Here is a 25,796-nt window from a genome sequence, read left to right as displayed (position 1 = left end):
ATGAGCACAACAACGCACGATACAATTGCTACCGCTCATGATGATCATCATCACGGAGCGCCGAAAGGGCTAATGCGCTGGCTACTCACCACTAACCATAAAGATATCGGCTCGCTGTATTTATGGTTTAGTTTCATTATGTTTCTAACTGGCGGTGCGATGGCTATGGTCATTCGAGCTGAGTTATTTCAGCCGGGATTACAGCTAGTCGAACCTAACTTTTTTAATCAGATGACCACAGTTCATGGTCTTATTATGGTCTTTGGCGCGGTAATGCCAGCTTTTACTGGATTAGCTAACTGGTTAATTCCAATGATGATCGGTGCGCCAGACATGGCACTACCGCGGATGAACAACTGGAGTTTTTGGATTTTACCGTTCGCCTTTTCCATGTTACTAGGTTCGCTATTCATGGAAGGTGGTGGTCCTAATTTTGGTTGGACATTCTACGCCCCACTCTCAACCACTTATAGTCCTGACAGCACCGCTTTGTTTGTATTTGCCATTCATATGATGGGGATCAGTTCGATAATGGGCGCCATTAACGTTATCGTGACCATAGTCAATATGCGCGCCCCTGGTATGACATGGATGAAATTACCGCTGTTTGTGTGGACTTGGCTTATTACCGCATTTTTACTGATTGCGGTGATGCCAGTGCTTGCGGGCGCGGTCACCATGGTGTTAACCGATAAGTTTTTCGGTACTAGCTTTTTTGATGCCGCAGGTGGCGGCGATCCGGTGATGTTCCAGCATATTTTCTGGTTCTTCGGTCATCCTGAAGTTTACATCATGATTTTACCGTCATTCGGCATTATCTCGGCGATTGTTCCGACCTTTAGTCGTAAAAAATTGTTTGGTTATTCCTCTATGGTTTATGCCACTGCCAGCATTGCCGTGCTGTCATTCTTGGTGTGGGCACATCATATGTTTACCACGGGTATGCCTGTGTTTGCAGAGCTATTTTTCATGTATTGCACCATGTTAATTGCTGTCCCTACTGGGGTGAAAGTGTTTAATTGGGTGGCAACCATGTGGCGCGGTTCGATGACATTTGAAACACCGATGCTCTTTGCGGTCGCGTTTATCATCCTGTTCACCATTGGCGGGTTTTCGGGTCTGATGCTGGCAATTACCCCTGCTGATTTCCAATATCACGACACTTACTTTGTGGTGGCTCATTTTCATTATGTGTTGGTCACAGGGGCGATATTTTCCATTATGGCAGCGGCATATTATTGGCTGCCCAAATGGACCGGTCATATGTACAACGAAACCTTAGGGAAATGGCATTTTTGGTGTTCGGTTATCTCCGTCAATGTACTATTTTTCCCGATGCATTTCTTAGGCTTAGCAGGCATGCCGAGAAGGATCCCAGATTACGCTGTACAGTTTGCCGATGTAAATCAAATTGTATCAATTGGTGGGTTCGCATTTGGTTTATCTCAGTTTATTTTCCTCGCGGTGGTACTCAAATGCATTAAGGGTGGCAAACCCGCTGGAGATAATCCTTGGCAAGCAGCAGAAGGCTTAGAATGGTCGATTGCCAGTCCAGCGCCATATCACTCGTTTACCACTCCGCCGGAGATTAAATGAGATGACGCAACCAACAAGATCAAATCGTAAGTTATTAATCATGCTGATTGCTGGATCAATTGGTATGTTTGGATTTGGTTTTGCGCTGGTACCGCTTTATGACGTGCTCTGCGATACATTGGGTATAAATGGCAAAACCCAAAATAGTGCCAGCAGCTATGAAGCGGTGGTGGTTGATAAAAGCCGAACCGTAACCATTGAATTTGTCACCCAAGTTCAATCAAATATGCCGTGGGAATTTAGCCCTAAAGTTAACCAAATAAGCGTGCATCCTGGTGAGCTTACTCACGCACAATTTTTGGTTAAAAACCTGTCTTCACGCGACACCGTAGGCCAAGCGATCCCTTCGGTATCGCCTGGCCAAGGGGCGGCGTACTTCAATAAAACGGAATGTTTTTGCTTTAATCAACAACCCTTAGCAGCGTCTGCCACAGCAGAATTACCACTGATTTTTTACGTGGACCCTGATTTACCAGCGTCCATTAATACATTGACTCTCTCTTATACCCTTTATGACATCACCGATAAACAAGCGATCGACATAGAGCAAGGAGCAGCAAAATGACAACAAAGTATCAACCTTATTATGTACCATCCCAAAGTGCGTGGCCGATAATAGGTGCTATTGGTTTATTTTTAATTGCGTTTGGTGCTGGCAATTATATACAACAATTAACCACAGAAAAAACCTCTGGGGGTTACATTTTACTCGCGGGTTTGGCCGTCATTATTTTTATGATTTTTGGCTGGTTTAAAACCGTTATTGATGAGTCCATGGCTGGATTGTATTCAGCGCAAATGGATCGTTCGTTTAGACAAGGAATGAGCTGGTTTATTTTTTCTGAAATTATGTTTTTTGGGGCATTTTTCGGCGCACTCTTTTATGCACGCATGATTTCAGTGCCTTGGCTTGGGGGCGCATCAAATAATGCCATGACTCATGAAGTGTTGTGGCCTGCCTTTGAGGCTATTTGGCCACTGGTAAAAACGCCTGATGGTACCGCAACCGAAGCCATGCCGTGGACGGGTTTGCCATTAATCAACACCATGATACTGCTAACCTCATCGGTTACATTACACTTTGCCCATACCAACCTCGAAAAAGCCAATCGTAAACCCTTGATCATCTGGTTAGCGCTGACGGTTATTTTGGGTATTGCATTTCTCGGTTTACAGGTTGAAGAGTATAGCCATGCTTACCAAGAAATGGGGCTAACACTCTCTTCTGGTGTATACGGTAACACCTTCTTTCTGTTAACCGGTTTTCACGGTATGCACGTGACGATTGGCACCCTGTTCTTAATTATTTTGTTACTCAGAATTGTCAAAGGGCATTTTACGCCCGACAAGCATTTCGCTTTTCAAGCGGGAAGTTGGTATTGGCACTTTGTTGATGTGGTGTGGTTATGCTTATTCATCTTTGTCTACGTGTTGTAAATCAACATTAATAAGGTCTGGGGTTAGGCTGAATGTAGCCAAGCCCTAAGGCCACCAGCAACACCACAATCACAGCAATAGAAAACAACACTCGGCGACCTAGAAAATGACTCATAGGTTGCTGATGTTGCCCTTTAACCATAATAACTAAGGCTCTACCTAAGTTAAATAATATGAATAAAAGCAACGAGACTAAAACTAACTTAACAATGAAAGGGGTTGTCACAGGCAATCCTTTTAGCAGTGTGGGTGTGTCTCAAATATTATTGGTAATCATTACTTTGGTCGTGTTTGGCTTATTGGTCAAGCTAGGATTATGGCAATTATCACGGGCAGCGTTTAAACAAGAGTGGCAAAGCACATTACTTCAGCGCCAACAGCAGCAAGCTCTCACTTATGAAGACATGTTGGCATTGGTTGAATCATCAAAGCGACAAACCGCCTCTCAGCCAGAGGCGTCTTTACTGACGGGTTATCGCTTATCGATTTATGCTAAACCAGCCAATAACACCGTACTGCTGTTAGACAATCAAGTGTATCAAGGCCAAGTGGGCTATTTAGCTTACCAAGTATTTGAGATAACGCCTGATCAACCTTGGATATTAGTTGAACTCGGCTTTGTTCCAGCAAATAAAGATCGTCGAATATTACCGGAGCTCACAGCGTTAAAAGTCGATTACTACACACTATTGGGTCGGGTATACCAAAAGCAAACCAACCCATTAAGTGATCAATTATATCCGGAGAAGTTAGCAGATATAGATGCCCCGCTACGTTTTCAAAACATCAACATCGCGGCATTGGCTGACATGTTGGCTCATCCGCTGATCTCTGTGGTACTGCAACCAGAGAATGTCCCGAGTTATAACTTACCTCAACCCTGGGTGCCGATCCCACTATCGGCGCACAAGCATCAAGGTTATGCCTTGCAATGGTTCACGATGGCAGGAGTCTTTTTAGGATTAATGAGCTGGATAGCATTTCGACAATTTCGACGTTAAGCCTCGTCGTGAAAAATTAACTTAACAATAATATCAAAATGATAAAGAGGAGATGGAATGAACTCCCTACCTAAAAAAAGCAATAAAGCATTAATAGTATTACTGCTGGTATTTATTTTACCGGTAGCTTTGGCCAAATTAGTGTTAAGCCTAGAACTGTATAATGGTGCGGCGACTAACAAGGGGGCGTTAATCACTCCCGAAGTAAATTATGCCAATTTAGCCATGGACAACCCCAAACCACACGTATGGCAAGTGCTGTTTTTTCTACCTGAAACGTGCAATGAACAGTGCCAAGAACGCCTGTATATTTTACATCAAAGCTATATCGCACTGGGTAAAGATCGGGATCGTGTTACCCCTATCATTGTGGTTAATAACAGCAGCGACACCAAGATACTTAAGCAATTAAATATCGGCTTCGATCAAGTAAACGCCAATCAAGCACTGGCAACCATGCTGACAGAGCAACGTCTAGTTATTGTCGATCCTCTCGGAAACTTGGTGATGCAATATGACAATGTGATAGGTCACGACGCCAATATCGCCCAAGGCAAAGCCATGATTGCTGATTTACGCAAAATGCTTAAGTTGTCGAGGGTAGGCTAATGGCAATTGAGCGATTAATCAAATTCACTTTGGTGTTTACCTTGGCGGTTATTCTAATGGGCGCCTATACACGCCTGTCAGATGCCGGATTAGGTTGCCCAGACTGGCCGGGATGTTATGGTCACTTGGCCTTTCCAAGTGCAAGTCATGATTTAGCCAACATTGAGAGTCGTTTTCCTGATGCTCAAATTGAGCCTGAAAAGGCATGGCTGGAAATGATCCATCGTTATATCGCCGGAACATTAGGCTTAATGGTTTTAGCCATTTTAATTTTATGTCTTAAACAGCCTCAAGCCCCCAAAAAACTTCCCATCTTTATTGCTGGGCTCATTGTGTTTCAAGCCGCGCTTGGCATGTGGACTGTCACGATGAAATTAATGCCTATTGTGGTTATGGCACACCTTATTGGTGGTTTTAGCCTATTTGCCTTGTTACTACTCTTGTATCTACGGCTAAAGCCATTACGGATCCCCGGAGGTGATACCTATGCTCGTAAGCTGATCCCGTTAGCATTAGTCAGTTTAGGGGTGTTAGTCATTCAAATTATACTCGGCGGCTGGACCTCATCCAATTACGCTGCGCTTGCCTGCACCACGTTGCCCATTTGTGAAGGGAATTGGGTCGATAACTTACGTTTTGCCGATGCTTTTTCACCATTTCAAGGCGATCATCCTAGTTTTGAATTTGGCGTATTAGACTACGCAACTCGAATGACTATTCATATTAGCCACCGAATTTGGGCGGTTGTTACCGCCATAACCCTGATCGTACTGGCACTAAAATTACGTTATGCCCAATCACACATTATGCGTAACAGTGGTTACTTATTAGTGTTGTTAATCATAGTTCAAGTCGGACTGGGTATTAGTAATGTAGTGATGAATTTACCCTTGGGTATCGCGGTATCACACAATGGAGGCGCAGCCTTATTGCTGCTTACCTTAGTCTTTATTAATTATGCCTTATGGCGCAAAGCATAGGCGAGGAACGACCATGACAAAACTTGTTACGATTAGTCACCATCAACTTAAATTAACCCTGCAATGGCGCGCTTATTTTGAAATGACCAAACCCAAGGTTGTTGCGCTAATGTTGCTGACCGTATTAGTCGGTATGTGTTTATCTGTGCCCGGTATAGTGCCGCTTCAACCTTTGGTCGCGGGAATGGCAGGGATTGCGATGATGGCGGGGGCTGCGGCGGCATTTAATCACTTAATTGACCGTAAAATCGATGCTTTAATGGCTCGCACCTATAACCGCCCATTACCGAAAGGAAAAATATCAGCAACCAAGGCGTCGGCATTTGCGGTGTCACTTGGCGCGCTCGGTTTTGTGGTGTTATATACCTTAGTTAATCCCCTAACAGCTTGGCTAACCTTTGCCAGCTTGATTGGTTATGCCTTGGTTTATACGGCTTATCTTAAGCGAGCCACCTCACAAAACATTGTCATCGGGGGATTAGCTGGCGCGATGCCACCGTTACTCGGTTGGACCGCGATAACCAATGAACTACACGGTTACGCCTTATTATTGGTCATAATTATCTTCACTTGGACACCGCCACATTTTTGGGCATTAGCTATCCATCGCCGTAAAGAATATGCCAAGGTTAATATTCCAATGTTACCGGTGACCCATGGAGTCGAATTTACCAAAACCTGTATTTTGCTTTACACCATTTTATTAGCCATTGCCTGTCTACTCCCGGTTTTAGTCGGCATGTGTGGTCCGATATATTTGGTCGGTTCAACCTTACTCAGTTGCGGTTTTATCTATAAAGCCTGGCAGTTAAAATTTCATGACTATCCAGAACTCGCCATGCAGGTGTTTAAATTTTCAATTTATCATTTAATGATATTGTTCATTGTATTATTAGTGGACCATTATTTTTGGGTAAACGCTTAAATTAGAAAGGGAAATACATTGAAGATAACGATTATTGTAGGGCTATTTCTTTTGGTCGTGGCCGGTGGGGTCGCTTATCAAAAAATGCAAACCGAACCTATGGAACTGGCGACCAGTTATGTATTTGAACAGCCACGCACATTAGCCCCATTTACATTGGCAGACCAGTTTGGTAATTCGTTTACGAACCAAACATTGCAAGGTAAATGGAGTTTATTTTTTATTGGTTACACCGCTTGCCCTGATGTATGTCCAACCACCTTAAATAAACTTGCGGCGGCTTACCCAAAGCTACAAAAAATAGCCAGTAATGTACAAGTGGTGTTTGTATCTGCTGACCCTAAACGTGACACTCAAGCTAAACGATTAGATTACATCAACTTTTTTAATAAAGACTTTAAAGCCGTCAGTGCAGAACACACAGATTTATTTCCATTCAGCCGTGATCTAGGCTTTGTGTATGCCATGGTAGGAGATGACAGCGATTATCAAGTAGACCATAGCGCATCTTATGTGTTGGTTTCACCGAGGGTTGAAAAAATTGCGGTATTTAAAACCAAGCCACAACCAGGCCAGTTACCACAAATTATTAATGCTGAGCTTATTGCTGACTTTGCTCAAATAGTTGCATCTTGGCACTAGCCATTATTGAATAACCGCTTATTAACCCGAGCTGAGGTTAAATTACTCTTCAAGCCAGTGACCATTATCTTGCGGGCGGATCCACGCTTGTGAAAACCAATAATAACCCGTTTTTGTTTTACTCGGTGCGGTGCAATTGTAGCGCGAACGTCCTGGGGCTAAATCTGATGATGCCTGAATGGATAAGCGATTTTCACTTAACCAAATGGGTTTTTTAGCGCCTTGTCCTTGAATAAAACACATCACTTGATGTGGATATATATCCTGAGTGTCGAGAGTCAGCACCAATTTAGGCCGCCATTGACCTGAAACTAATAGTGGATCGCTTATATTTTGCTTAATAACCGGCATAGGTAAGCTGGAAAATTTAACCGTTAAACTTGCCAAATCAGCAAAAGCATTGGCCACCGGAAAACGGGGTAATGCGGTTAATGATGCATACTCTCCCGCCGCACCAGATTGTTGACCAAAACCAACAAAACCATGCTTAGCCAAAATAGCTTCCAGCTTGTTGGTGTATTCACCATAAGGGTAAGCAAACATTTTTACACTTTGACCCGTTCGTTTTAAGATCTCCGCTTCCGTCGATAGAATATTATCTTCAACGCGTACTTGCCATTGGTCTTGGGTTTCTTTGCCTTGGCGGCGAATTAAATGTTCGTGTCCCCAGCTATGGTTAGCAATGGTTACCCCTTGCTCTGACAGAGTGTTAATATCTTGCCAACTCATCATCCCTTTGAAACCCGCATCAATCGGCGCAACAGAAATAAATACCGTATAAGGAAACTGATGCGCCACCAATATAGGCGCGGCATTATTAATAATACTTTCATAGCCGTCATCAAAGGTGATCACAATACTGTTATTGTCTAATGCCGTGTTATGCTTTAGAGACTCAACCGCATGAGTTAATGAAATCACCGTAAAATCATTATCAGCCAAGTACTGCATCTGCTCGGCAAACTGACTAGGTGTCACACTAGTACTTTTAGGCGTGTTTTCAGATACATGATGGTATTGTAAAATAACCACGGCATTGGCATCACAATGCAATACACTCAAACTGAACACCGCCAACAATAACGCTATTTTCTTAACCATGATTATCCATACCTATGTCTGTTAGCACACTACTGTTCAACCGCCAAAAAAATCGCCAATTATTAGCATTAGCGACCCCCATGATATTGTCTAATATCACTATCCCTCTATTAGGATTAGTTGATACCGCAGTAATTGGGCATCTTGAACAAGCTTACTATCTTGGCGGCGTGGCACTAGGCAGTACCATTATCACCTTGATGATTTGGTTGCTTGGTTTTTTACGTATGTCCACCACAGGACTCGTTGCACAAGCCTACGGTGCTAATGATACCTCAACTCAGCAACAATTACTGATACAAGGTTGCAGCCTAGCATTAACCTTAGGCTTAGTTGGCGTAATACTGCAATCTCCCCTGCTCAATTTAGCACTAAGTCTGAGTGATGCCAGCGAACAAGTGATGCTCTATTGTCGTCAATATGTCGAAATTCGAATTTGGTCATTGCCTTTTGCCCTTACCAATTTGGTGCTACTGGGTTGGTTGCTTGGTCGCCAAGCGCCCAAAGCAGCCATGTGGCAACTCATTATCGCTAACAGCGTCAATATTATTCTCGATCTTGTGTTTGTTATGGTCTTTAAATGGAATGTGCAAGGCGTGGCTTTGGCATCGGTTATTGCTGATATCTGTGCTTTTTCAGTGGCATTAGTCATGGTTAAACGCCAGCTGGTTGATATGGGCGGACTAAAATTAAGCCAAGTTATCGCGCATTTATCATGGCGTGGATATGCTCGTTTACTCACCTTAAATCGTGATATTTTTATCCGCAGCTTGTGTTTGCAAGCCGCCTTTAGCTTTATGACTTTCTATGGTGCCGGATTAGGCGACAACATTATTGCCGCTAATGCGGTACTGCTCAATTTACTGATGCTGATATCTTATGCGTTAGATGGCATAGCCTATTATGCCGAAGCTGAAGTGGGCCGCGCATTTGGCCAAAAAAACCCAACCTTACTCCATGACAGCGTAGTACTCGCATTTTGCTGGTCGGCAATGGTTGCGGTGTTATTTAGCCTGCTATTTTGGTTGGCAGGGCCATGGATAATTCAGCTATTAACCAACATAGAAGCAGTACAAGATACCGCAAATAATTATTTAATCTGGCTTATTTTCATGCCTATATTAGCGTTTGGCTGCTACTTATTCGATGGTGTATATATTGGTGCCGCCCATGGGCAGATAATGCGAAATAGCATGATATTGGCCACCTTTGGAATTTATTTCCCCTGCTGGTACGTGTTGCAAGATTGGGGTAACCACAGTCTGTGGGCTGCGATGTCAATATTCATGCTATGCCGAAGCTTGACTCTTGGCTGGCACTATTACTACAAACTCAGGTATCAACTGCTGACCACATCATAGTGCTTATGAGTCATCAAACTTATCCCGTAATAGCACTAGAACGAACGAAGCCTATTGATACCACAATTCAGAGAATAGCTGCGACACTCCTAATTGAGATTAATTCCAGTAAAAATGTATGCCGCAATGAAGCATTTACATAAACCCGTTAACGACATCGAACGTGAAAATGGCGATCACAATGTCAGCAATAATCCACATCGCCTAAGAAAAACTAGTGAAATAGAACACTTCTTAGCGACCAATCTTGGGGTAAAATAACCTCAAATAGCCCAAGTCGTCACACACGAGAATACTATGACTCAAGAATTGATTATTACCGACATTGAAGTTGGCAACGGTAAAACTGCAGTTAAAGGTGCGTTAATTACAACCCGCTACAGTGGACGTTTAACCGATGGCACCCAGTTTGATGCTTCTGATGCGTTTCAATGTGTCATCGGCACAGGTAGAGTCATTAAAGGCTGGGATCAGGGTATTATCGGCATGAATGTGGGCGGTAAACGAAAATTATCAGTACCGGCCCATCTAGCCTATGGCGAACGTCAAATGGGCGATCGTATTCCAGCAAATTCAGCTTTGTTTTTTGATATCGAATTACTTGAAGTGCTCACACGAGACGACTGAAGTCCAAGCTATACCAGCAAAAAACGCGACCCATAATAAGGTCGCGTTTCTCAATTCAAGCGTCAATCTTGGCATTATTATGCGTAAGAATGGTCACCATGCTGGTGTTCGGTCACATCTCGAACGCCGGTTAATTCCGTTGGGAACATATCTAACAGCTGCTTCTCGATACCATTTTTTAAGGTGATATCAACTTGAGAACAACCGTTACATCCACCACCAAACTGCAATACTGCAACACCATCATCAGTAATTTCTATCAAGGTGATGTTACCGCCGTGGCTGGCAAGTTGTGGATTAATTTCTGACTGAATAACATACTCGATACGTTCAACTAACGGCGCATCACCAGACACTTTACGCATTTTTGCGTTAGGCGCTTTTAATGTCAGTTGCGAACCAAGCTGGTCGGTTACAAAATCAATGCTGGCATCATCTAAGAAAGGGGCGCTCTTTTCATCGACCATAGCGCTGAAGCCATTAAATGGAAGTTCTACATCATCAGCTTCAGCGGCATCAGGTGGACAATAAGACACACCACATTCAGCTTGAGCGGTACCTGGACTTATCACGAAAACACGAATATGAGTGCCTTCTGGCTGATCGGCCAACAACTTTACGAAATGGGCCTGAGCTGTATCGGAAATGGTGATCATAAAAACCTGCTCCGTCAGGGTATACCTGAGTAAATTAGTAAGAATTAGATCTATGATACCCTGTGTTGCATTGGCTTTGTAGTGTCAGTGAGACAAGATCTTAAAAAAATGATCTAGTGCAAAGTTTTTTAAGCCAAATAAACTTCAGCAAACAAGATCCTCAGCCTTATAAGTAATGAGTAAGTTACTGGTTATATTAGATAATAAAACTGGTTATTATTAAAATCGAATTAATCTAACAATCCGGGCGCTTCAGCACGCGCAAGGCACCAAGTTTGTACATGGACAAATTGTGTACTAAATAATCGCGCAATTTCATCCACTGTAGTGCCTGTAGTGACAACATCATCAATCAAAGCGACACGCTGGTACGTCATCCCATCCAATAATCTGAATGCACCATGACAGTTTTTACGCCTCTGTTTACCCGCTAATCCCGTTTGTGGTGAAGTATCAACAACCCTGATTAAACAACTGTCGTCGACAGGAATATTGGTTAATAGACTTAATTCTTTCGCTATTAACCAGGCTTGATTAAAGCCTCGCTGCCGCAAACGATTTGGATGTAAAGGTACCGGGATCAACACCTGTGGCCGCCTAATGATGCCATGTTTAATGAGTAATTCGATTCGACAAGCTAATTGCTGAGTTATCGCGTTAAGCGGCGCACATTGTTGTTGGTATTTAATCGCGGCGATAAGAGGCCCTAACCCTTGATGATAACTGCAAGGTGCAACAACCCAATTGGGTGTGTGTTGAAGGCATTTACCACAATATGCCTGCAGCACTGCTATTTCGCGACCACAACCTAAACACACTTCATGCTGATACAAACTCGCCGCTAAGCACTCTTGGCAAACACCCGTGAGTACTTGATTAGGAAACAATTGCTGATAACCCGTTTGCTCTATCCTTTGCTGGCACAGCAAGCAACGGTTGGGTAAACTGGCCAGTAAAATGACTCTTGCACGCTGAACACTGTTGGTGCATAAGCGTAATACGTGGGCGATGTTGACTGAATTATTGATTGGCGGCATTGGCTATTCATTCCATTAAATAGGCTCAAAAGAGGTATTAACCGTGAGTTTTCCTGCATTGCATATTGATACCGAAGGCTCTCAAGGCCAAGACATCGTGTTATTACACGGTTGGGGGGTGAATAACCAAGTCTTCAGTCCATTAAAAAACGCATTGCAACAGTATAGAGTGCATTATGTTGATTTGCCGGGTTTTGGTTTGAGCCCCAATATCGATGGTGACATTACCCAGTGGGCACAAGCGTTGGCTGAACAACTTCCACAGCAGGCTATTTGGATAGGTTGGTCATTAGGTGGATTGATTGCTAGCCAAGTTGCCATTAACAACCCAGAGTCAGTGGCAGCATTAGTCACTATTGCCTCATCACCCTGTTTTATGGCTCGCGAAGCCAACAACTTAGCCCCAGCTTGGTTTGGGATCCAGCCACAGGTGTTAGCACAGTTTTCAAGCCAATTAAGCCACGATTTATTCCGCACAGTAGAACGCTTTTTGGCGATCCAAGCCATGGGAAGTGATAATCCAAAATCCGATATTCTACACATCAAAAACTTAGTGTTAAATAAACCATTACCGACACAACAAGCATTGTCGCAAGGATTGGATATGTTAGCGCAAGTGGATTTACGGGCAACGATCGCTCAAATAGAGCAACCGTGGTTACGTATATGGGGCAAGTTAGATAGTTTGGTGCCGAGAAAGATTATCACTGCATTACCTAACAGTGACAACATTGAAGATGTGGTGATCCATAAGGCATCCCATGCGCCGTTTATTTCCCATCCAGATGCTTTTTTAGGCCATTTATTACCTTGGATCACAAAATACAGCTAAAAATAACCTAATAGCGCTTTAGCCTTAGCGAAATATTGACTATAATTTAGTCAGGACATCGTATTGGCAAGGTCAAGATGATTATCACCACTCATTATCCGCAAGTGCCGCTAGCAACGTCAAATGTTGCAACGGATCTTGCGCGAGTGGACAACCAACAAAAACCGCCGATCCTTCCACCGCAAGAACCGGCTAAAGGCCACCGAGAGCGATCATTAAATCCACAAAATGAACGCGCTACGGCTTATATCGTCGCAGAAAAAAAACAACAGCAAGAACAGGCCAAGCGCCAGCAACAAAACCTCACCCAACAACAATCTGTTGCCCCTAAATCCGCCGCAGCACAAGCTGTTAGTGTTAAGACAATCAGAGTTATGGCAAGCCATACACCGGCATTGCAACGTAAAGATATTCAGCTAAAAACCCAAACGGTGGCCGCAAAAAAAACAGCGGAACCTTGGCAGCGCCAACTCATCGACGCTGGCGTATCAAAAGCGACCTATCAGCAATTTGGCCAACGGATTGGTCAATTCTATCAACAACAATCCGCGCCAAACAATGAGTCTCAGTTACAAATATTAGCGTGATACTTCGGTGGCTTTTTCGGTGGTCGTTATATCAGAGAGTGTTGGCTTAGCCTCTGTATTCGCCGTACGATACAACATTTTGTTATAGGCCAAACTGCCCCATAACGCCCACCCTAATGCCGCTTCCGCTTGTGTCTCATCCAATGTCGTCGGTGTCATTTTTTCTGTAGCAAAATCGTACATCACACTTTCTGGAGGTAATTCAGGTTGTAAAATTGTCATTTTATCCCCCTCTAATAAACCAAAGTTTTGATTGTACTGCATCATCGCTCGGCCAGGCCAAGAATCTGGTTCTTTGGTTAAATCACGGCCTAACATCGGATAATTATCAGAAATGCCAAGCAAAGAAACTAACGTCGGCGCCATGTCAATCTGGCTGACAATACGAGGGTCTCGCTTCATATCAATACCGTCGCCTAAAATAAGCCCAGGAATACGAAAACGAGACACAGGCACTAATGCTGCGCCGCCAACACGACTATCGTGATCGGCTATAATCAAAAATAAAGTATCTTTCCAATACGTTGATTTTTTGGCTTTCTTGAAAAACTCACCCAAGGCATAATCGGCATATTTTACCGCGTTGTGCATGGTGTACTGCGGTTGTTCATACAGCTCAATTCGATCATCAGGGAACTCATACGGATCATGGTTGCTTGAGCTAAACACTAAACTAAAGAATGGCTTACCTTCTTTGTGCATTCGCGAAAACTCTTCATCGGCGCGGAACAATAGATCCTCATCAGAGACTCCCCAAGACGCTATAAACGCTGGGTCCTTATAGTCACCTTGATCAACAATATCGGAAAAACCATTGCCTAAAAAGAAACTGCGCATATTATCAAAATGACTTTCGCCGCCATAAATAAACTGCGTGGTATAGCCATGTTGTTTTAATAAATCCGCAATGGTAAAAAAGCCGGTTTGGCTTTTACCTAGCTTAACGACCGCCCTTGCTGGCGTTGGCGTAAAACCGGTTGTCACCGCCTCAATACCTCTTACCGAGCGCGTACCTGTCGCGTATAAGTTTTCAAAAAACCACCCTTGTTGAGATAACTCATCAATATTGGGGGTTAACGGTAAGCCACCTAAACTACCCACAAAACGCGCACCTAAGCTTTCTTGTAAAATGATCACAAGGTTCTTCGGTTTACCGCTATAACTAGCTTGATTAAATGACAACGACGGTATATCTGCTGAGGTAAATGCACTCAGTGGCCGACCACTTTCACGGCGCACAATATCAATCACTTTATCATAGGGTAGTTTGCCATACACTTTCGATGCATCTTGTTCATTACCCATCTGCTTAATCGCAAAAATTAATGAAAAAGATGAGTTAAGAACTAAGGAATTAATTAACGGATCGTCAGAAAATGCCACCAGTGAAGGATTAAGCGGACGGTGCCCCAATGATGAACGCGCACCTAGTATCGTAATCGCAATGACCATCACCGCCACCACTGGGCGCCAATACCATTTAGGGTAACAAATACGCTGAGTGAGTTTACCGCTAAACCACCACCCCCCCCACAAACTGCCGATAGTGATCAATCCAGAAAGGATAAGCTCAGCTTTACGCCCAGCCCATAGCATAGATAATACTTCTTTTGGATAAACTAAATATTCTACGTATAAACGGTTAGGTCTAAAGCCATATTCGGCAATAAATGACGGCGAGGAGGCTTCAAGAAAAATAATCACCCATAAACCTAGTGTTAACCACACTCGTAATATCATCACCCAAGCTCGGCCAACTAAATGCTCCCCAGAAAACACTACGGTTCCTAAAGCTGCTATGCCCCATAACCAACACACTGAAGCAAAATCAACGCGCAGCCCCTGAATAAAAATATAACCCCAACCTTGCGCATCACTGACGCGGTCGGCCTGCCACAAAGACAAACCTAGGCGGCTTAGGCTCAAGATAATAAGTGACATAACACTGAATATAATAATGACTTGGAGTAAACTTCGCGAAGTGTGTGGTGTGGATAGCGACGAAGAACGTTCGCTAAGCCCAAAGAAATTTACAGCCATTTATTGCTCCAATATTATTGTTTTTTTATTACTACATACGTCATTTATATTTAACAAGTCGTGCTAAACGTAGCATGTTTGTTATTTACAACAGATTAATGCTCGTTCTCAAGGTCGATTTACCTTGATAAGTGTCGTCTTTACTGTTTGATTAACCCAATCAAATTAAAAATATATTGCTATCTTTATCAATATATTAACTAACACTCATAAGAGGTGAGATCTCTGACACTAAAACGTTCTGAGCCTAGGACTCTAATTAACTATCAAAGTTCAGTGACAATCGACCTATATTAACCTTTTACTAACGATTCGGCTCAATCATTTATCACTTCAATGTGATCTGCATTAGAACAATCTTGTTTAGCCGTCAGCGATTGCTGGGATGTGCAGACTAAACCTAATTTTGTCAGAGGAAACCAACGTAAAGTAAAATTCAAACCCATTCAATTTAGCGATATTTTCCACTATCGCCAATCCTAATCCATGACGTTCACTATTTGAGCGCGACCGTTCGGTTTGAAATAATGGTAATGTGAGTCGTTGTAAATCATTAGCCTTGATGGCGGTCACCAATTGATTCTCAACGCTTATCGTTAAGCCTTGGTCATCGGTTACTAAGCATATTTGAATCGCCGAGTCTGATGGGCTGTAGTAGAGCGCATTATCAAATAAGTTGCTTAGAATGAGGTGTAAAGAAAACTCATCAGCAAAACAGTGATCATTGGAAGCTCGATTGTCAATATTCAAGCGAGAATGGATAGTCGCGAACTTAAATGCTAACTCATCAACAATTTGATCCATCAAGGTATTAATATAGATATCTTGTCGATGGAGGTTAATATTTTCAGATGAGGCTTGTTGCAATAGTAATAGATTATTGACTATCGTTTTCATCCGTAAACTAATATTGAGTACATCTTGTTTATAACTCACACCAATACGTTGATCATCTGGATAACGAATGTAGATCTCGCTTAAGCTGATCAATTCACTGATAGGGGTTTTCAATTCATGAGCAATATCGGCGGTAATGCGCTTTTCTGTTTGTAAGTATTGCTGACTTAACTGAATAAACTTATTCAGTTCGTTGCGTATTGGCTCAATCTCAGTATAACGCTCAAAATGCGACGATAATGGGATGTGTTTTTGGGTTACATCGACGTTTTTTAACGCCAGATTTAATTCGTTAAGTGGCATTAATCCCCGATAAATGACCTTAACCACAGCCCAACGGATCAACACAATCACCAGCAATAAACCAATCGCTAAACTAGAATCAATGATCACCGAAATCTGGGTTAAATCTGTGGTAGCAATCGCAATAGTGAGCCACATAGGCTCAATTTTACTCGCTAGTATTGAGCTATTGCTAGGGACTTGCGGCTCAAAATAAGACACCATAGCGCGACCATCTCTGCCATCTGGTAACACCACATCAGCAAAGATTTCACTGTTTAATGGCAGGTCTTGTTTTAATAAATCCATACCTGGAAACTGGCTTAACGACTCCGAACGCTCAAAAACTGCATCGCCTTGCCATAACTGGAAAAAACTCGCTTTCGTTGAGATGCCAAATTCGGGCATAAACTCACCTGCAAAATCAAATTCCGTGCCATTTTTAGTCACTTTTACTAATGTTTTTAAGTAATTAGACTTATCGGTGAGAGCACTGTCAAATTCAACATCAACCCAGTTATCTATGCTGATATCAATGGCAAGAAACACTAAAATTAAAATCGCTGAGACCACATATGTCATGGTGTTCACTAAATGCGTGCTTAACGATCTCATTAATGTTCACCCACAAAATAGCCAAAACCACGTTTATTTTTAATTGGTAGCGTTGATCCAACTGCTTTGGATTTTTTTCGCACTGACGATAAATGAGCCTCGATGGTATTTTTCGACAAATGGTTAAATGAGCCCACAACCGCTTCACTAATTTGTTCAGGATTGAGTAATTGTTTAGGATTACTAAATAAATACTCAACAATTTTAAATTCGTTTTTAGTTAGATCGATATAGTGACCATTGGCATAAAGAGATTTGTTACTGGTATCAAGCACAAAATCAGCAATACAAATCGTTTTGGCTTGTTGATTCAGCCCACCACGACGGCCAAGAGTCATTAATCTCGCTTGTAATTCATCGAAAGAAAAAGGTTTGCACAGATAGTCATCTGCACCCGCCAATAGCCCCGTCACCCGATCTTCGGCTTGAGATTTAGCCGATAAAATAATCACCTTCGTTTGATTACCTAGTTTACGGATGCTTTTCAACAAACTCAGCCCATCTACATTAGGCAACATTAAATCTAAAATAATAAAGTCATACTGGTTAGTGAGCGCCATACTTAAGCCCTCAGAACCATCACCGGTTTCATCAACGGTGTAACCTAAATGATCTAACCCAACTCTAATGCCGCGACGCAGCGCTTCAGAGTCTTCAATCAACAACACTTTCATTGAGTGTCCTTTATAATAACTAGGCTAATACCGTTTTTTGCTAACACTATTTATTGATCATTTCGGTCAGTCATCACTGATATTAACCACTATAGCTTGCTCATAATTATGCCCACAAAATAACCCACCACACAATTGCTGCCATTAGCATGCTCAGAAAAACAAATGCCGACGCGATGTCTTTTGCTAACCCTGACAAGGTATCAAACTCCAAGCCAATGCGGTCTACCACCACTTCAATAGCCGTATTGACCAACTCAGCGAACAATACAAATAGTAATGCCAGTACCAATATGGCAGATTGCGGCGCGCTAATATTTGCCATACAGGCAAACACAGTCAATGGGATAAACAGTAATATTTCTTGCTGAAATGCCGCTTCATTTCGGCACATCCACTTTAAACCATTAAAAGTATGTTTACAGGTATACAGTAAACGCATAAAGCCATGGCGTTTTACCACAACGGTTGTCTGCTTAGCCGTAACACTTTTTGTTGCGTTCTTTGTTACATTCTTTGTTACATTCTTGATTACATTATCATCAGATGTAGATGATGAAACTGATGTTGTCATGGGTATACCCTAGGTTATTTTACAATCGGTGGTGATGTCTAATTTTGGGTCTCGCACCGAACTGCTTACACCGTAAAGCCCTAATAAAGTATGGAACAAGTTGTCATGGGAATAAGAGCCACTTAAGGCGTGCTCGGCAATACATTTACGATCAACCCCTTTTGCTTGTGTGTAGTCTTGCGGTAACCACATAAACCAAGGCACATGGGTCTGCTGGCTTGGCGCAATGCTATAAGGCGTGCCGTGTAAATACATACCACTTTCACCCAAAGACTCACCGTGATCAGACAAATACACCAGTGCGACATTATATTTGTCTTGGTACTGCTTAAGTAAGTTAATTGTTTTTGCCAACACAAAGTCGGTATAGGCAATGGTATTGTCGTAAACGTTAACAATCTCTTGGTCATTACAGTTTTCAATGTCGCTGCGGCTACAAGCTGGAGTGAATAAAGCTTTATCGGCTGGGTAACGCTGCCAATAAGTCGGCCCATGGCTACCAATAGTATGTAAGGCGATAAATTGATTATCTAACTTTTTACCCGATGCCGCGCTTGCCTCACTTTGTTGTTGTAATTTTTGACTGAGCTTTTCAACTAAAATCTCATCATAGCAACTTGATCCATCACATAATGGGTTTGCCTCACTCGGCGAAATATCTATCTTCTTAATATGTGATCCAACGTCTTTATCACCACCGTCATTGTCAAACCACGTCACATTGACACCAGCCGCTTTAATCACATCAAGTACATTGTTTTGCGAATTGACAACCTCGCGACTGTAATTGTCATGGGTTAGATTTGAAAACATGCAAGGTAATGAATGTGCTGTTGCCGTGCCGCACGACGACACGTTTTGTAAGGCAATAATGTCGAGATTTTCAGTGTAAGGGTTGGTATTACGCTGATAACCGTTATAAGCCATATTTTGTGCTCGAGCGGTTTCACCTACAACAAGTACCATAAGTGTAGGTTTGCCATTCGCACTCGGGGTTAACTGTGCATCTTGACCAATAGGGTTAAAGGTTAACTTTTCAGTAAAGTAACGTTGGTTTAGGTATTTAACCGTATTGAAAATATGCGCAGGAATAATCATCTTATTAAGATAGCTATTGTTGCGCCCTACCGATGCATAATCTTTATAGAAAAACACCACCATCATCCCCAGAACCACTAAACTGATAACCGTAAAACCAACACGGCGAAACACCGCTTTAATAAACGAAGGGCCGCTGGTGACTTTAATACTGACAAGCAATATGGAAGGTAATACCCCTAACACCAACACATAACCAATTGATTGAGCATTTATGTAGGAAAATGCTTCACCAGAATTAGTTTCAAAAATATTTTCAATCATGCCGTAATCAAACATGACATTATATTTTAACATGGCATACATAGCGGCTGACGACGAAAGCAACAACACAATCATCACCGGTTTAAACACAAATTTAAACGCAAATAAGCTAAATATCAGCACAAAACAACTCGTGAGCAAAATCGCTGGTGACAGCGAAAACAACACGTGCCCATCTGCTGATAATCGATAGATTTTACGGATTAACGGAAAATTTAATACCAAACCAAAATACACAGCGATAATGCAGGTCATCGCCTCATAACTGATACTTTTTGGGGTGATACGGGATAGTGTTTGCGTTAGTAATTTCAATGTTGCCACTCGCAATAAACTCGACTGGCGCTGATATTCCGCTTTGAAACTTAAGATTTGCTTAATAAAAACTGAATTGTTACTGTCTGGTTAATTCAGTTTTAAACTCCTCGCTAAAAAACAAAAAAGCCCTAACATCTAAGATGAAAGAGCTTTAATAATCAATGCTTTATTAAAATACGGTTTACTCTAAGCAATAATTTACTATTTCTTGAGTTTAGCAAAGGCATTTGCAAAAGCATCACCCATCGCCGCATTTTGCGGCGCTTTAACTGGCTTGCTGGCCGATTTATTATGACCAGCACTTTTGCCATTGGCTGCAGGCTGACCCGTAGCAGGCTTTTTCTGGTAACTATTTTGGGGTTTGCCTGCCGACTGTCGGGTCGCTTTTTCGGCATCGATTTTTTCATCAAGACGCATGCTTAACGCAATGCGACGACGTTCAATATCCACTTCCATCACTTTGACGTTAACCACATCACCGGCTTTAACCACAGTATGTGGGTCACTAACAAACTTGTCTGTTAACGATGAAATATGCACTAGTCCATCTTGATGCACGCCCACATCCACAAAGGCACCAAAGTTAGTCACATTGGTCACCACACCTTCTAATATCATTTCGACTTTAAGATGCTTTAACTCTTCTATACCGTCTTTAAAAGTAGCCGTTTTAAACTCACCACGCGGGTCGCGCCCAGGCTTGTCTAGCTCAGCTAGAATATCTTTTATGGTCGGCACGCCAAATGCGTCGGTAACAAACTCGGCAGCGTTAATCTGTTTTAATAAATCGCTATTGCCAATCAGTTGAGTTAAAGACAATAACTTAGCACCAGCAATCGACTCGACCAAACTGTACGCTTCAGGGTGAACTGATGATGAATCCAGTGGATTATCACCATTGCGAATACGTAAAAAGCCTGCCGCTTGTTCATAAGCCTTAGGCCCTAAACGTGCCACACTCAATAATTGCTTCCGGTTGGTAAATTGGCCGTTGGTATCACGAAAATCAACCACGTTTCTCGCTAAGGTTTTAGTTAACCCAGCCACTTGGGCCAATAACGCTGCCGATGCCATGTTTAAGTCAACACCCACAGCATTAACACAATCTTCGACGACGGCATCGAGCGACTGCGATAACTGGCTTTGGCTAACATCATGTTGATATTGCCCCACGCCAATGGCTTTGGGTTCAATTTTTACCAGTTCGGCCAGCGGATCTTGTAAGCGACGCGCAATTGATACCGCACCGCGAATAGACACATCAAGATTAGGAAACTCATTAGCGGCAAACTCTGAGGCTGAATACACAGATGCACCCGCCTCACTCACCATCACTTTGGTCAACGTCGGATGCGTTTCTTTCACGGCAGCGATTAACTCGCCGGTTAGCTTGTCAGTTTCACGCGAGCCGGTGCCATTTCCAATCGCAATAATCTCCACTTTGTGCATCGTCACTAAGTTACTTAAGGTGCGAATTGATTTGTCCCACAAGTTTTGCGGTGCATGGGGGAAAATAGTCGTGTGCGCCACCAGCTTACCGGTGTTATCCACAATCGCGACTTTCACCCCGGTACGAATGCCAGGATCCAGTCCCATGGTCGCTTTAGCACCCGCAGGTGCTGCCATCAGTAAATCGCCTAAGTTACGGGCAAACACTCTAATGGCTTCTTCTTCTGCGCTTTCACGCATCTTAGCAATAAACTCGGTTTCCATTTGCAAGGCAACTTTAATCCGCCATGTCGAAGTCACCACGGTTTTCAACCATTCATCAACACTAGAGTGGCTCAGTACTAACCCAAAGTGATCGCTAATAATCACCTCACAATAACTGCCTTCAGTCGCTTGCGTATCAGGGTCGGCGTTCATCGACAGCTTTAACATGCCTTCATTACGACCACGCAACATGGCTAGGGCGCGATGCGATGGGATTTTACTCATCACTTCATTGTGTTCAAAATAATCGCGGAATTTAATGCCTTCTTTTTCTTTACCTTTGATCATGCGGCTTTCAAGCACGGCTTGCGGTACTAAATGCTGACGAACTTTACGCAGTAATTCTGCATCTTCGGCAAAGCGCTCCATTAAAATATAACGCGCACCATCAAGTACCGCTTTGGTGTCGGCAAATCCAGCTTGTGGATTAATAAATTCAGTGGCTTTGGTATCAATATCTAATTGGCGATCGGCTAATACGGCATCAACAAGCGGTTCAATACCGGCTTCGATGGCAATTTGGCCCTTGGTGCGACGCTTAGGTTTGTATGGCAGATATAAATCTTCAAGACGGGTTTTGCTGTCGGCGTCATTAATCGCTTGAGTTAACGCTGGGGTTAATTTCCCTTGGGCGCCAATACTCGACAAAATCACCTGGCGGCGATCGTGTAACTCACGTAAATAACCTAAGCGTGAAAACAAGTTACGCAATTGAGTGTCATCTAAGCCACCGGTAGCTTCTTTACGATAACGCGCCACAAACGGCACTGTGGCACCATCATCTAATAGCGCAATGGTCGCAGTGACCTGTTGTTCACGGACATTAAGTTCTTGAGCGATAATCTGGGCAATATTATGCATAATCAATCGAATTCGACATGGTTTAAAATAAAATTATGCCAAAGATACCATAAAGACCACCCTTTCGCTGCTAGTACGAAAGGCTTTATTATGTGTTTATAGATAATCGATAAAAAGAATGCATCATCGGACATGAAGTGCTAAAACACAGAGATGAATATTGCGGCGCAACATAAAATCCTACCGTTAATCGAGAATATTAAAGAGTATCCAGCGTGAAAACTAAGTTAATCACTTTAGAAGGCTACAATAAACTCAGAATTGAGCATGACTATTTGTGGAAAGAACAACGTCCTGAAGTCACTAAAATTGTCACTTGGGCGGCAGGTCTTGGGGATCGCTCTGAAAACGCTGATTACACCTTTAACAAGCGCTTGTTACGCCAAATCGATCGCCGGGTACGCTATTTACGCAAGCTGTTGCCCGAACTGAAGATTGTCTATTACGATCCCGAGCAAAAAGGCAAAGTGTTTTTTGGCGCCACGGTTGAGATTGAAAACGATGCCGGTGATATTAAAACCTTTAAAATTGTCGGCCCTGACGAAATTTACGACCAACACAAAGGTTACATCTCAATTGACTCACCCATGGCCCGCGCCCTGCTCAAAAAACAGGTCGACGATGATGCGGTTGTCAGCACGCCTCAAGGCGATAAAACCTGGTACATCAATAAAATCACTTATCAGCAAGAGTAGCCGTCAATGGGTGTCAAGACAGCTGAGATGAGTTGGATATCGTCTAGCATAAACCCATTGGTGGTTAACTCGCACTGGATGCTCAGATGAGCAAAGCTATCACTAATGCCGCGTTAAGGTGGGAGTCGCACAGGCTAATCCGTATCATGATGCGTTAAATATAGTGCGTTAAACATGGTGCGTTAAACATGGCGCCCAAAGCAGGCTAACGTTAACTTAATGAGCCAGCATAATCTAAACAGAGTCTTTAACGTTTCAAAACCACTGCAACTAAGCCATATCGAACTGGGTTTATCCACGCTTACGGTAACAGGCCATCGGTTTGTGATCTTGTCAACTTGTCATCTTGTTCGGCATATGACTTTTCGTCTTCAAGAACTGCTCCAAGACTTGCGCCAGTAATCACCACCCTGCTCGCATCATTTAGCCATAAAGTCATTTCTCCATAAAGTCATTCATTATTCCAGCTTGCGCTACTTGGCCAACACTTCCTTAAGCGGCGTTCCCGTCGAACCCGATGGTGGTTTTATGTTGAGATACGTCGTGATTGTCGCCGCGATATCATAAGGCGTAATGGCACGACTCACCGTCGCAGCAGACAAACCCGCACCGGCAAAGATCACTGGCACGAAGGTATCGTAACGCCAGGGCGAACCATGGGTTGAAGACACGGTTAGGCCATCGAAATCATTAATGAACACATCGGGCTGGAAAACCACATAGATATCGCCGGAGCGTTTCGGGTGATAGTTGCTTTTGATTGAACGTATCATCGCATTATCTGGCACGCTATTGGTGCGCAATGCTGCGCTCGATACCGCATAAGCGATGCCATCAAATTTGAGCAGTTCATCAACCAGCGTTTGCTCTATTGCCGCTTGATCCAAGCCTTTTTTATCGATCAGTTTATGATTGAGATAAAGGTAAGGATGAAAATACGCTTCGATTAGCTTTGCTTGCTTTGGCTTATTATTAGCGTGAGCTGAAGCCGTATCCGATGGCTCACCGGACTTATCGCCTAACTTCTCTGCTGGCGTCACGAGCAAACCGAACTGTTGTTTTATCGCCGCGATTGCCGAGCTGTTATCCAGTGCCTCGACATCAAAGTAGCTCGCCTTGGCGATGCCGTTGCCATGCAGATAACCGGGAACCTCTGGTTGACCATGATCAGCAGATAACACAATCAGAGTATTTTCCAGGCCGACTTTTTTATCAACATAGGCAAACAGATCCGCCAGTGTACGATCAAGTTGGGCAATATTGTCTTCGCTCTCCAGACTCGATGCACCGAAGATATGACCGACATAATCGGTTGATGAAAAACTGATGGCGAGATAATCCGGCACGTCATCTTGGCCGAGTTTTTCTTTATCGAGTAATGTCTTGGAAAAATCCAGCGTCAGTGCATCACCGGCGGGGCTAAGTGTCAGTTTGGTGGTGAAATACTTATCATCGGCCTGACCAAAGGCATGGGGAAAGACGCGGCCAAAACCCGCGAGATCGGTCTCGTACTCGCGATCATCGGCATCAGCAAACAGATAGTCGGAAGGTTTACGCAGCAGTTGCCATGATTTATCGGCGAAGGCGTTGGCCGGTTTGCGGGTATGCCATTCAACGACCCAGTCGGGATAACGATCGTAATAATAATTACTGGTCACAAATTCACCGCTGGCCTTGGAAAACCAGAACGCTTTGCCGGCATGTCCGGCGAGTGCCACCGCACCACGGTCTTTGACCGACACCGCAAATATTTTAGAACGGCCGGCAAAACTGATTGCGATCTCATCACTGAGCGTTGAAGTCATAATATTGTTGGGTGAGCGACCATCGACCTTGGCGGTTTTTTGCGTCGGGTCGATCTCGGTTTGCTTATCGACATCAGCGCCAGCTGTGAGCAGATGATAGTTCGCATCTTCGATGTTATAGACTAGGCGGTCTTTATCACGATCAAACCAGACATTAGCCACCATGCCATGAGCAGCTGGCGCAGCACCGGTTGCTAGGGAAGTATGTCCAACAATAGTTTCGGTGTTGGCGTGCTGATAGTGGGCATTGTTATAGTTGATCCCGTTATCCAGCAGATAACGGAACCCGCCCTCACCCAGTACCTTGTCATATCGATTTAACAGATCGCCACGCAGCGCATCGACGGTGATCTGTAATATCAGCCGCGGTTGAGCAGGTGCCTCTTTTGCTACCACAGGCGATGTGATAATCATCAATACGCACATCATCATTATCGCAATGAATGTACCTGTGTTGTGCCTATCTGGCTTAACTTGCATTAGCGGCTCCTTTTTGAGATCACTTTTGAGTATAGGAAGCATAAAGCCGTAGTCAAGGTTGATTTGAACAAGCTATTTCATCTCATTGC

26 protein-coding genes are annotated in these 25,796 nt (G+C 43.3%); 14 read left to right on the top strand and 12 right to left on the bottom strand.

Annotated features, from left to right (window positions below; genetic code table 11):
• From ctaD to AAEY93_RS12215, 3 genes are read left to right on the top strand one after another with little or no spacing between them, the layout of a single operon-like run.
• A complete protein-coding gene (ctaD, locus tag AAEY93_RS12225; protein ID WP_101033165.1) occupies positions 1–1,596 on the top strand; it encodes a cytochrome c oxidase subunit I in 1,596 nt (531 codons plus the stop codon).
• Position 1,597: 1 nt separating this feature from the next.
• The gene (locus AAEY93_RS12220; RefSeq protein WP_124012727.1) at positions 1,598–2,161 is read left to right on the top strand and encodes a cytochrome c oxidase assembly protein; all 564 of its coding nucleotides are present in this window, start codon (positions 1,598–1,600) and stop codon (positions 2,159–2,161) included.
• Positions 2,158–3,033: a cytochrome c oxidase subunit 3 gene (locus tag AAEY93_RS12215; protein WP_101033167.1), complete on the top strand. Its 876-nt coding sequence runs from the start codon at positions 2,158–2,160 to the stop codon at positions 3,031–3,033. The genes AAEY93_RS12220 and AAEY93_RS12215 overlap by 4 nt, the downstream gene beginning before the upstream one ends.
• A 7-nt stretch (positions 3,034–3,040) precedes the next feature.
• Here the strand turns inward: AAEY93_RS12215 and AAEY93_RS12210 are convergent, their stop codons facing one another.
• Positions 3,041–3,259, bottom strand: a complete 219-nt coding sequence (locus AAEY93_RS12210; RefSeq protein ID WP_124012728.1) for a DUF2909 domain-containing protein — start codon at positions 3,257–3,259, stop codon at positions 3,041–3,043.
• On the opposite strand from AAEY93_RS12210, the gene AAEY93_RS12205 reads away from it, so the two are divergent.
• Genes AAEY93_RS12205 through AAEY93_RS12185 form a run of 5 tightly spaced genes read left to right on the top strand, consistent with a single transcriptional unit; the run spans position 3,207 to position 7,190 of the window.
• Positions 3,207–4,034: an SURF1 family protein gene (locus AAEY93_RS12205; RefSeq protein WP_124012729.1), complete on the top strand. Its 828-nt coding sequence runs from the start codon at positions 3,207–3,209 to the stop codon at positions 4,032–4,034. The two genes, AAEY93_RS12210 and AAEY93_RS12205, sit on opposite strands and share 53 nt — an antisense overlap.
• Positions 4,035–4,091: 57 nt before the next feature.
• Positions 4,092–4,643 (top strand): redox-active disulfide-containing membrane protein, encoded by a 552-nt coding sequence (locus AAEY93_RS12200; protein WP_101033170.1) that lies wholly within the window; start codon positions 4,092–4,094, stop codon positions 4,641–4,643.
• Positions 4,643–5,623, top strand: coding sequence for a COX15/CtaA family protein (locus AAEY93_RS12195; RefSeq protein ID WP_124012730.1), 981 nt, complete (start codon positions 4,643–4,645; stop codon positions 5,621–5,623). Before AAEY93_RS12200 ends, AAEY93_RS12195 begins: the two co-directional genes overlap by 1 nt.
• Positions 5,624–5,636: 13 nt before the next feature.
• Positions 5,637–6,548 carry a heme o synthase gene (gene cyoE, locus AAEY93_RS12190; protein ID WP_351077212.1) on the top strand — a complete coding sequence of 304 codons (912 nt, stop codon included), beginning with the start codon at positions 5,637–5,639 and terminating at the stop codon, positions 6,546–6,548.
• Positions 6,549–6,566: 18 nt separating this feature from the next.
• Positions 6,567–7,190, top strand: a complete 624-nt coding sequence (locus AAEY93_RS12185) for an SCO family protein (RefSeq protein WP_351077209.1) — start codon at positions 6,567–6,569, stop codon at positions 7,188–7,190.
• Positions 7,191–7,232: 42 nt separating this feature from the next.
• Here the strand turns inward: AAEY93_RS12185 and AAEY93_RS12180 are convergent, their stop codons facing one another.
• Positions 7,233–8,291 carry a polysaccharide deacetylase family protein gene (locus tag AAEY93_RS12180; RefSeq protein ID WP_101033174.1) on the bottom strand — a complete coding sequence of 353 codons (1,059 nt, stop codon included), beginning with the start codon at positions 8,289–8,291 and terminating at the stop codon, positions 7,233–7,235.
• 14 nt (positions 8,292–8,305) lie between these two features.
• On the opposite strand from AAEY93_RS12180, the gene dinF reads away from it, so the two are divergent.
• From dinF to AAEY93_RS12165, 3 genes are all read left to right on the top strand, one after another.
• Positions 8,306–9,652 (top strand): MATE family efflux transporter DinF, encoded by a 1,347-nt coding sequence (dinF, locus tag AAEY93_RS12175; protein ID WP_351077205.1) that lies wholly within the window; start codon positions 8,306–8,308, stop codon positions 9,650–9,652.
• A 126-nt stretch (positions 9,653–9,778) separates the two neighbouring features.
• A complete protein-coding gene (locus tag AAEY93_RS12170; protein WP_351077202.1) occupies positions 9,779–9,913 on the top strand; it encodes a hypothetical protein in 135 nt (44 codons plus the stop codon).
• Between the two features lie 36 nt (positions 9,914–9,949).
• Positions 9,950–10,279, top strand: coding sequence for an FKBP-type peptidyl-prolyl cis-trans isomerase (locus AAEY93_RS12165; RefSeq protein WP_351077199.1), 330 nt, complete (start codon positions 9,950–9,952; stop codon positions 10,277–10,279).
• A gap of 77 nt (positions 10,280–10,356) precedes the next feature.
• Here AAEY93_RS12165 and nfuA read toward each other — a convergent pair whose 3' ends face one another.
• Both nfuA and AAEY93_RS12155 read right to left on the bottom strand, forming a co-directional pair.
• Complete coding sequence (gene nfuA, locus AAEY93_RS12160) at positions 10,357–10,935, bottom strand: Fe-S biogenesis protein NfuA (protein WP_101033177.1); 579 nt, start codon at positions 10,933–10,935, stop codon at positions 10,357–10,359.
• A 230-nt stretch (positions 10,936–11,165) separates the two neighbouring features.
• Complete coding sequence (locus tag AAEY93_RS12155) at positions 11,166–11,972, bottom strand: ComF family protein (RefSeq protein WP_351077196.1); 807 nt, start codon at positions 11,970–11,972, stop codon at positions 11,166–11,168.
• Positions 11,973–12,015: 43 nt separating this feature from the next.
• Here AAEY93_RS12155 and bioH point away from each other — a divergent pair, with 43 nt between their 5' ends.
• Positions 12,016–12,804 carry a pimeloyl-ACP methyl ester esterase BioH gene (gene bioH / locus AAEY93_RS12150; RefSeq protein WP_351077193.1) on the top strand — a complete coding sequence of 263 codons (789 nt, stop codon included), beginning with the start codon at positions 12,016–12,018 and terminating at the stop codon, positions 12,802–12,804.
• 77 nt (positions 12,805–12,881) lie between these two features.
• Complete coding sequence (locus AAEY93_RS12145; protein ID WP_124012734.1) at positions 12,882–13,391, top strand: hypothetical protein; 510 nt, start codon at positions 12,882–12,884, stop codon at positions 13,389–13,391.
• Here the strand turns inward: AAEY93_RS12145 and AAEY93_RS12140 are convergent.
• The 6 genes from AAEY93_RS12140 to AAEY93_RS12115 form a co-directional block, all read right to left on the bottom strand.
• A complete protein-coding gene (locus AAEY93_RS12140; RefSeq protein ID WP_233768640.1) occupies positions 13,383–15,332 on the bottom strand; it encodes an LTA synthase family protein in 1,950 nt (649 codons plus the stop codon). The genes AAEY93_RS12145 and AAEY93_RS12140 overlap by 9 nt on opposite strands.
• Before the next feature lie 462 nt (positions 15,333–15,794).
• On the bottom strand, positions 15,795–17,225 hold the full coding sequence (locus AAEY93_RS12135; protein ID WP_101033182.1) for a sensor histidine kinase: 1,431 nt from the start codon (positions 17,223–17,225) through the stop codon (positions 15,795–15,797).
• Positions 17,225–17,899 carry a response regulator transcription factor gene (locus AAEY93_RS12130; protein WP_101033183.1) on the bottom strand — a complete coding sequence of 225 codons (675 nt, stop codon included), beginning with the start codon at positions 17,897–17,899 and terminating at the stop codon, positions 17,225–17,227. The genes AAEY93_RS12135 and AAEY93_RS12130 overlap by 1 nt, the downstream gene beginning before the upstream one ends.
• A gap of 106 nt (positions 17,900–18,005) precedes the next feature.
• The gene (locus AAEY93_RS12125) at positions 18,006–18,473 is read right to left on the bottom strand and encodes a diacylglycerol kinase (protein WP_351077188.1); all 468 of its coding nucleotides are present in this window, start codon (positions 18,471–18,473) and stop codon (positions 18,006–18,008) included.
• Positions 18,474–18,482: 9 nt separating this feature from the next.
• The gene (locus AAEY93_RS12120) at positions 18,483–20,150 is read right to left on the bottom strand and encodes a phosphoethanolamine transferase (protein WP_351077186.1); all 1,668 of its coding nucleotides are present in this window, start codon (positions 20,148–20,150) and stop codon (positions 18,483–18,485) included.
• A 204-nt stretch (positions 20,151–20,354) separates the two neighbouring features.
• Entirely contained in the window at positions 20,355–22,727 is a 2,373-nt protein-coding gene (locus AAEY93_RS12115; RefSeq protein WP_351077183.1) for a Tex family protein, read from the bottom strand.
• Positions 22,728–22,942: 215 nt separating this feature from the next.
• Between AAEY93_RS12115 and greB the strand changes: the two genes are divergently transcribed.
• On the top strand, positions 22,943–23,422 hold the full coding sequence (greB, locus tag AAEY93_RS12110) for a transcription elongation factor GreB (RefSeq protein ID WP_124012741.1): 480 nt from the start codon (positions 22,943–22,945) through the stop codon (positions 23,420–23,422).
• A gap of 301 nt (positions 23,423–23,723) precedes the next feature.
• Here greB and AAEY93_RS12105 read toward each other — a convergent pair whose 3' ends face one another.
• Complete coding sequence (locus AAEY93_RS12105) at positions 23,724–23,861, bottom strand: hypothetical protein (RefSeq protein ID WP_164839413.1); 138 nt, start codon at positions 23,859–23,861, stop codon at positions 23,724–23,726.
• A gap of 34 nt (positions 23,862–23,895) precedes the next feature.
• Positions 23,896–25,707 carry an alkaline phosphatase family protein gene (locus tag AAEY93_RS12100; RefSeq protein WP_233768588.1) on the bottom strand — a complete coding sequence of 604 codons (1,812 nt, stop codon included), beginning with the start codon at positions 25,705–25,707 and terminating at the stop codon, positions 23,896–23,898.
• Positions 25,708–25,796: the final 89 nt, after the last annotated feature.

The organism is Shewanella sp. CAL98-MNA-CIBAN-0140 (assembly GCF_040309905.1).
GTDB classification, from domain to species: Bacteria; Pseudomonadota; Gammaproteobacteria; order Enterobacterales; family Shewanellaceae; genus Shewanella; species Shewanella psychromarinicola.
This window is presented reverse-complemented; position numbering and strand designations above follow the sequence as displayed.

Coding starts and splice junctions, on each gene's coding strand:
- dinF (WP_351077205.1), top strand. CDS start 8,306: ATGTCTGTTAGCACACTACTGTTCAACCGCCAAAAAAATCGCCAATTA.
- ctaD (WP_101033165.1), top strand. CDS start 1: ATGAGCACAACAACGCACGATACAATTGCTACCGCTCATGATGATCAT.
- AAEY93_RS12200 (WP_101033170.1), top strand. CDS start 4,092: ATGAACTCCCTACCTAAAAAAAGCAATAAAGCATTAATAGTATTACTG.
- nfuA (WP_101033177.1), bottom strand. CDS start 10,935: ATGATCACCATTTCCGATACAGCTCAGGCCCATTTCGTAAAGTTGTTG.
- AAEY93_RS12115 (WP_351077183.1), bottom strand. CDS start 22,727: ATGCATAATATTGCCCAGATTATCGCTCAAGAACTTAATGTCCGTGAA.
- AAEY93_RS12125 (WP_351077188.1), bottom strand. CDS start 18,473: ATGACAACATCAGTTTCATCATCTACATCTGATGATAATGTAATCAAG.
- AAEY93_RS12165 (WP_351077199.1), top strand. CDS start 9,950: ATGACTCAAGAATTGATTATTACCGACATTGAAGTTGGCAACGGTAAA.
- AAEY93_RS12140 (WP_233768640.1), bottom strand. CDS start 15,332: ATGTCACTTATTATCTTGAGCCTAAGCCGCCTAGGTTTGTCTTTGTGG.
- AAEY93_RS12205 (WP_124012729.1), top strand. CDS start 3,207: ATGAATAAAAGCAACGAGACTAAAACTAACTTAACAATGAAAGGGGTT.
- AAEY93_RS12155 (WP_351077196.1), bottom strand. CDS start 11,972: ATGCCGCCAATCAATAATTCAGTCAACATCGCCCACGTATTACGCTTA.
- AAEY93_RS12145 (WP_124012734.1), top strand. CDS start 12,882: ATGATTATCACCACTCATTATCCGCAAGTGCCGCTAGCAACGTCAAAT.
- AAEY93_RS12180 (WP_101033174.1), bottom strand. CDS start 8,291: ATGGTTAAGAAAATAGCGTTATTGTTGGCGGTGTTCAGTTTGAGTGTA.
- AAEY93_RS12135 (WP_101033182.1), bottom strand. CDS start 17,225: ATGAGATCGTTAAGCACGCATTTAGTGAACACCATGACATATGTGGTC.
- AAEY93_RS12195 (WP_124012730.1), top strand. CDS start 4,643: ATGGCAATTGAGCGATTAATCAAATTCACTTTGGTGTTTACCTTGGCG.
- AAEY93_RS12215 (WP_101033167.1), top strand. CDS start 2,158: ATGACAACAAAGTATCAACCTTATTATGTACCATCCCAAAGTGCGTGG.
- AAEY93_RS12105 (WP_164839413.1), bottom strand. CDS start 23,861: ATGACTTTATGGCTAAATGATGCGAGCAGGGTGGTGATTACTGGCGCA.
- AAEY93_RS12220 (WP_124012727.1), top strand. CDS start 1,598: ATGACGCAACCAACAAGATCAAATCGTAAGTTATTAATCATGCTGATT.
- AAEY93_RS12100 (WP_233768588.1), bottom strand. CDS start 25,707: ATGCAAGTTAAGCCAGATAGGCACAACACAGGTACATTCATTGCGATA.
- AAEY93_RS12170 (WP_351077202.1), top strand. CDS start 9,779: ATGAAGCATTTACATAAACCCGTTAACGACATCGAACGTGAAAATGGC.
- cyoE (WP_351077212.1), top strand. CDS start 5,637: ATGACAAAACTTGTTACGATTAGTCACCATCAACTTAAATTAACCCTG.
- AAEY93_RS12130 (WP_101033183.1), bottom strand. CDS start 17,899: ATGAAAGTGTTGTTGATTGAAGACTCTGAAGCGCTGCGTCGCGGCATT.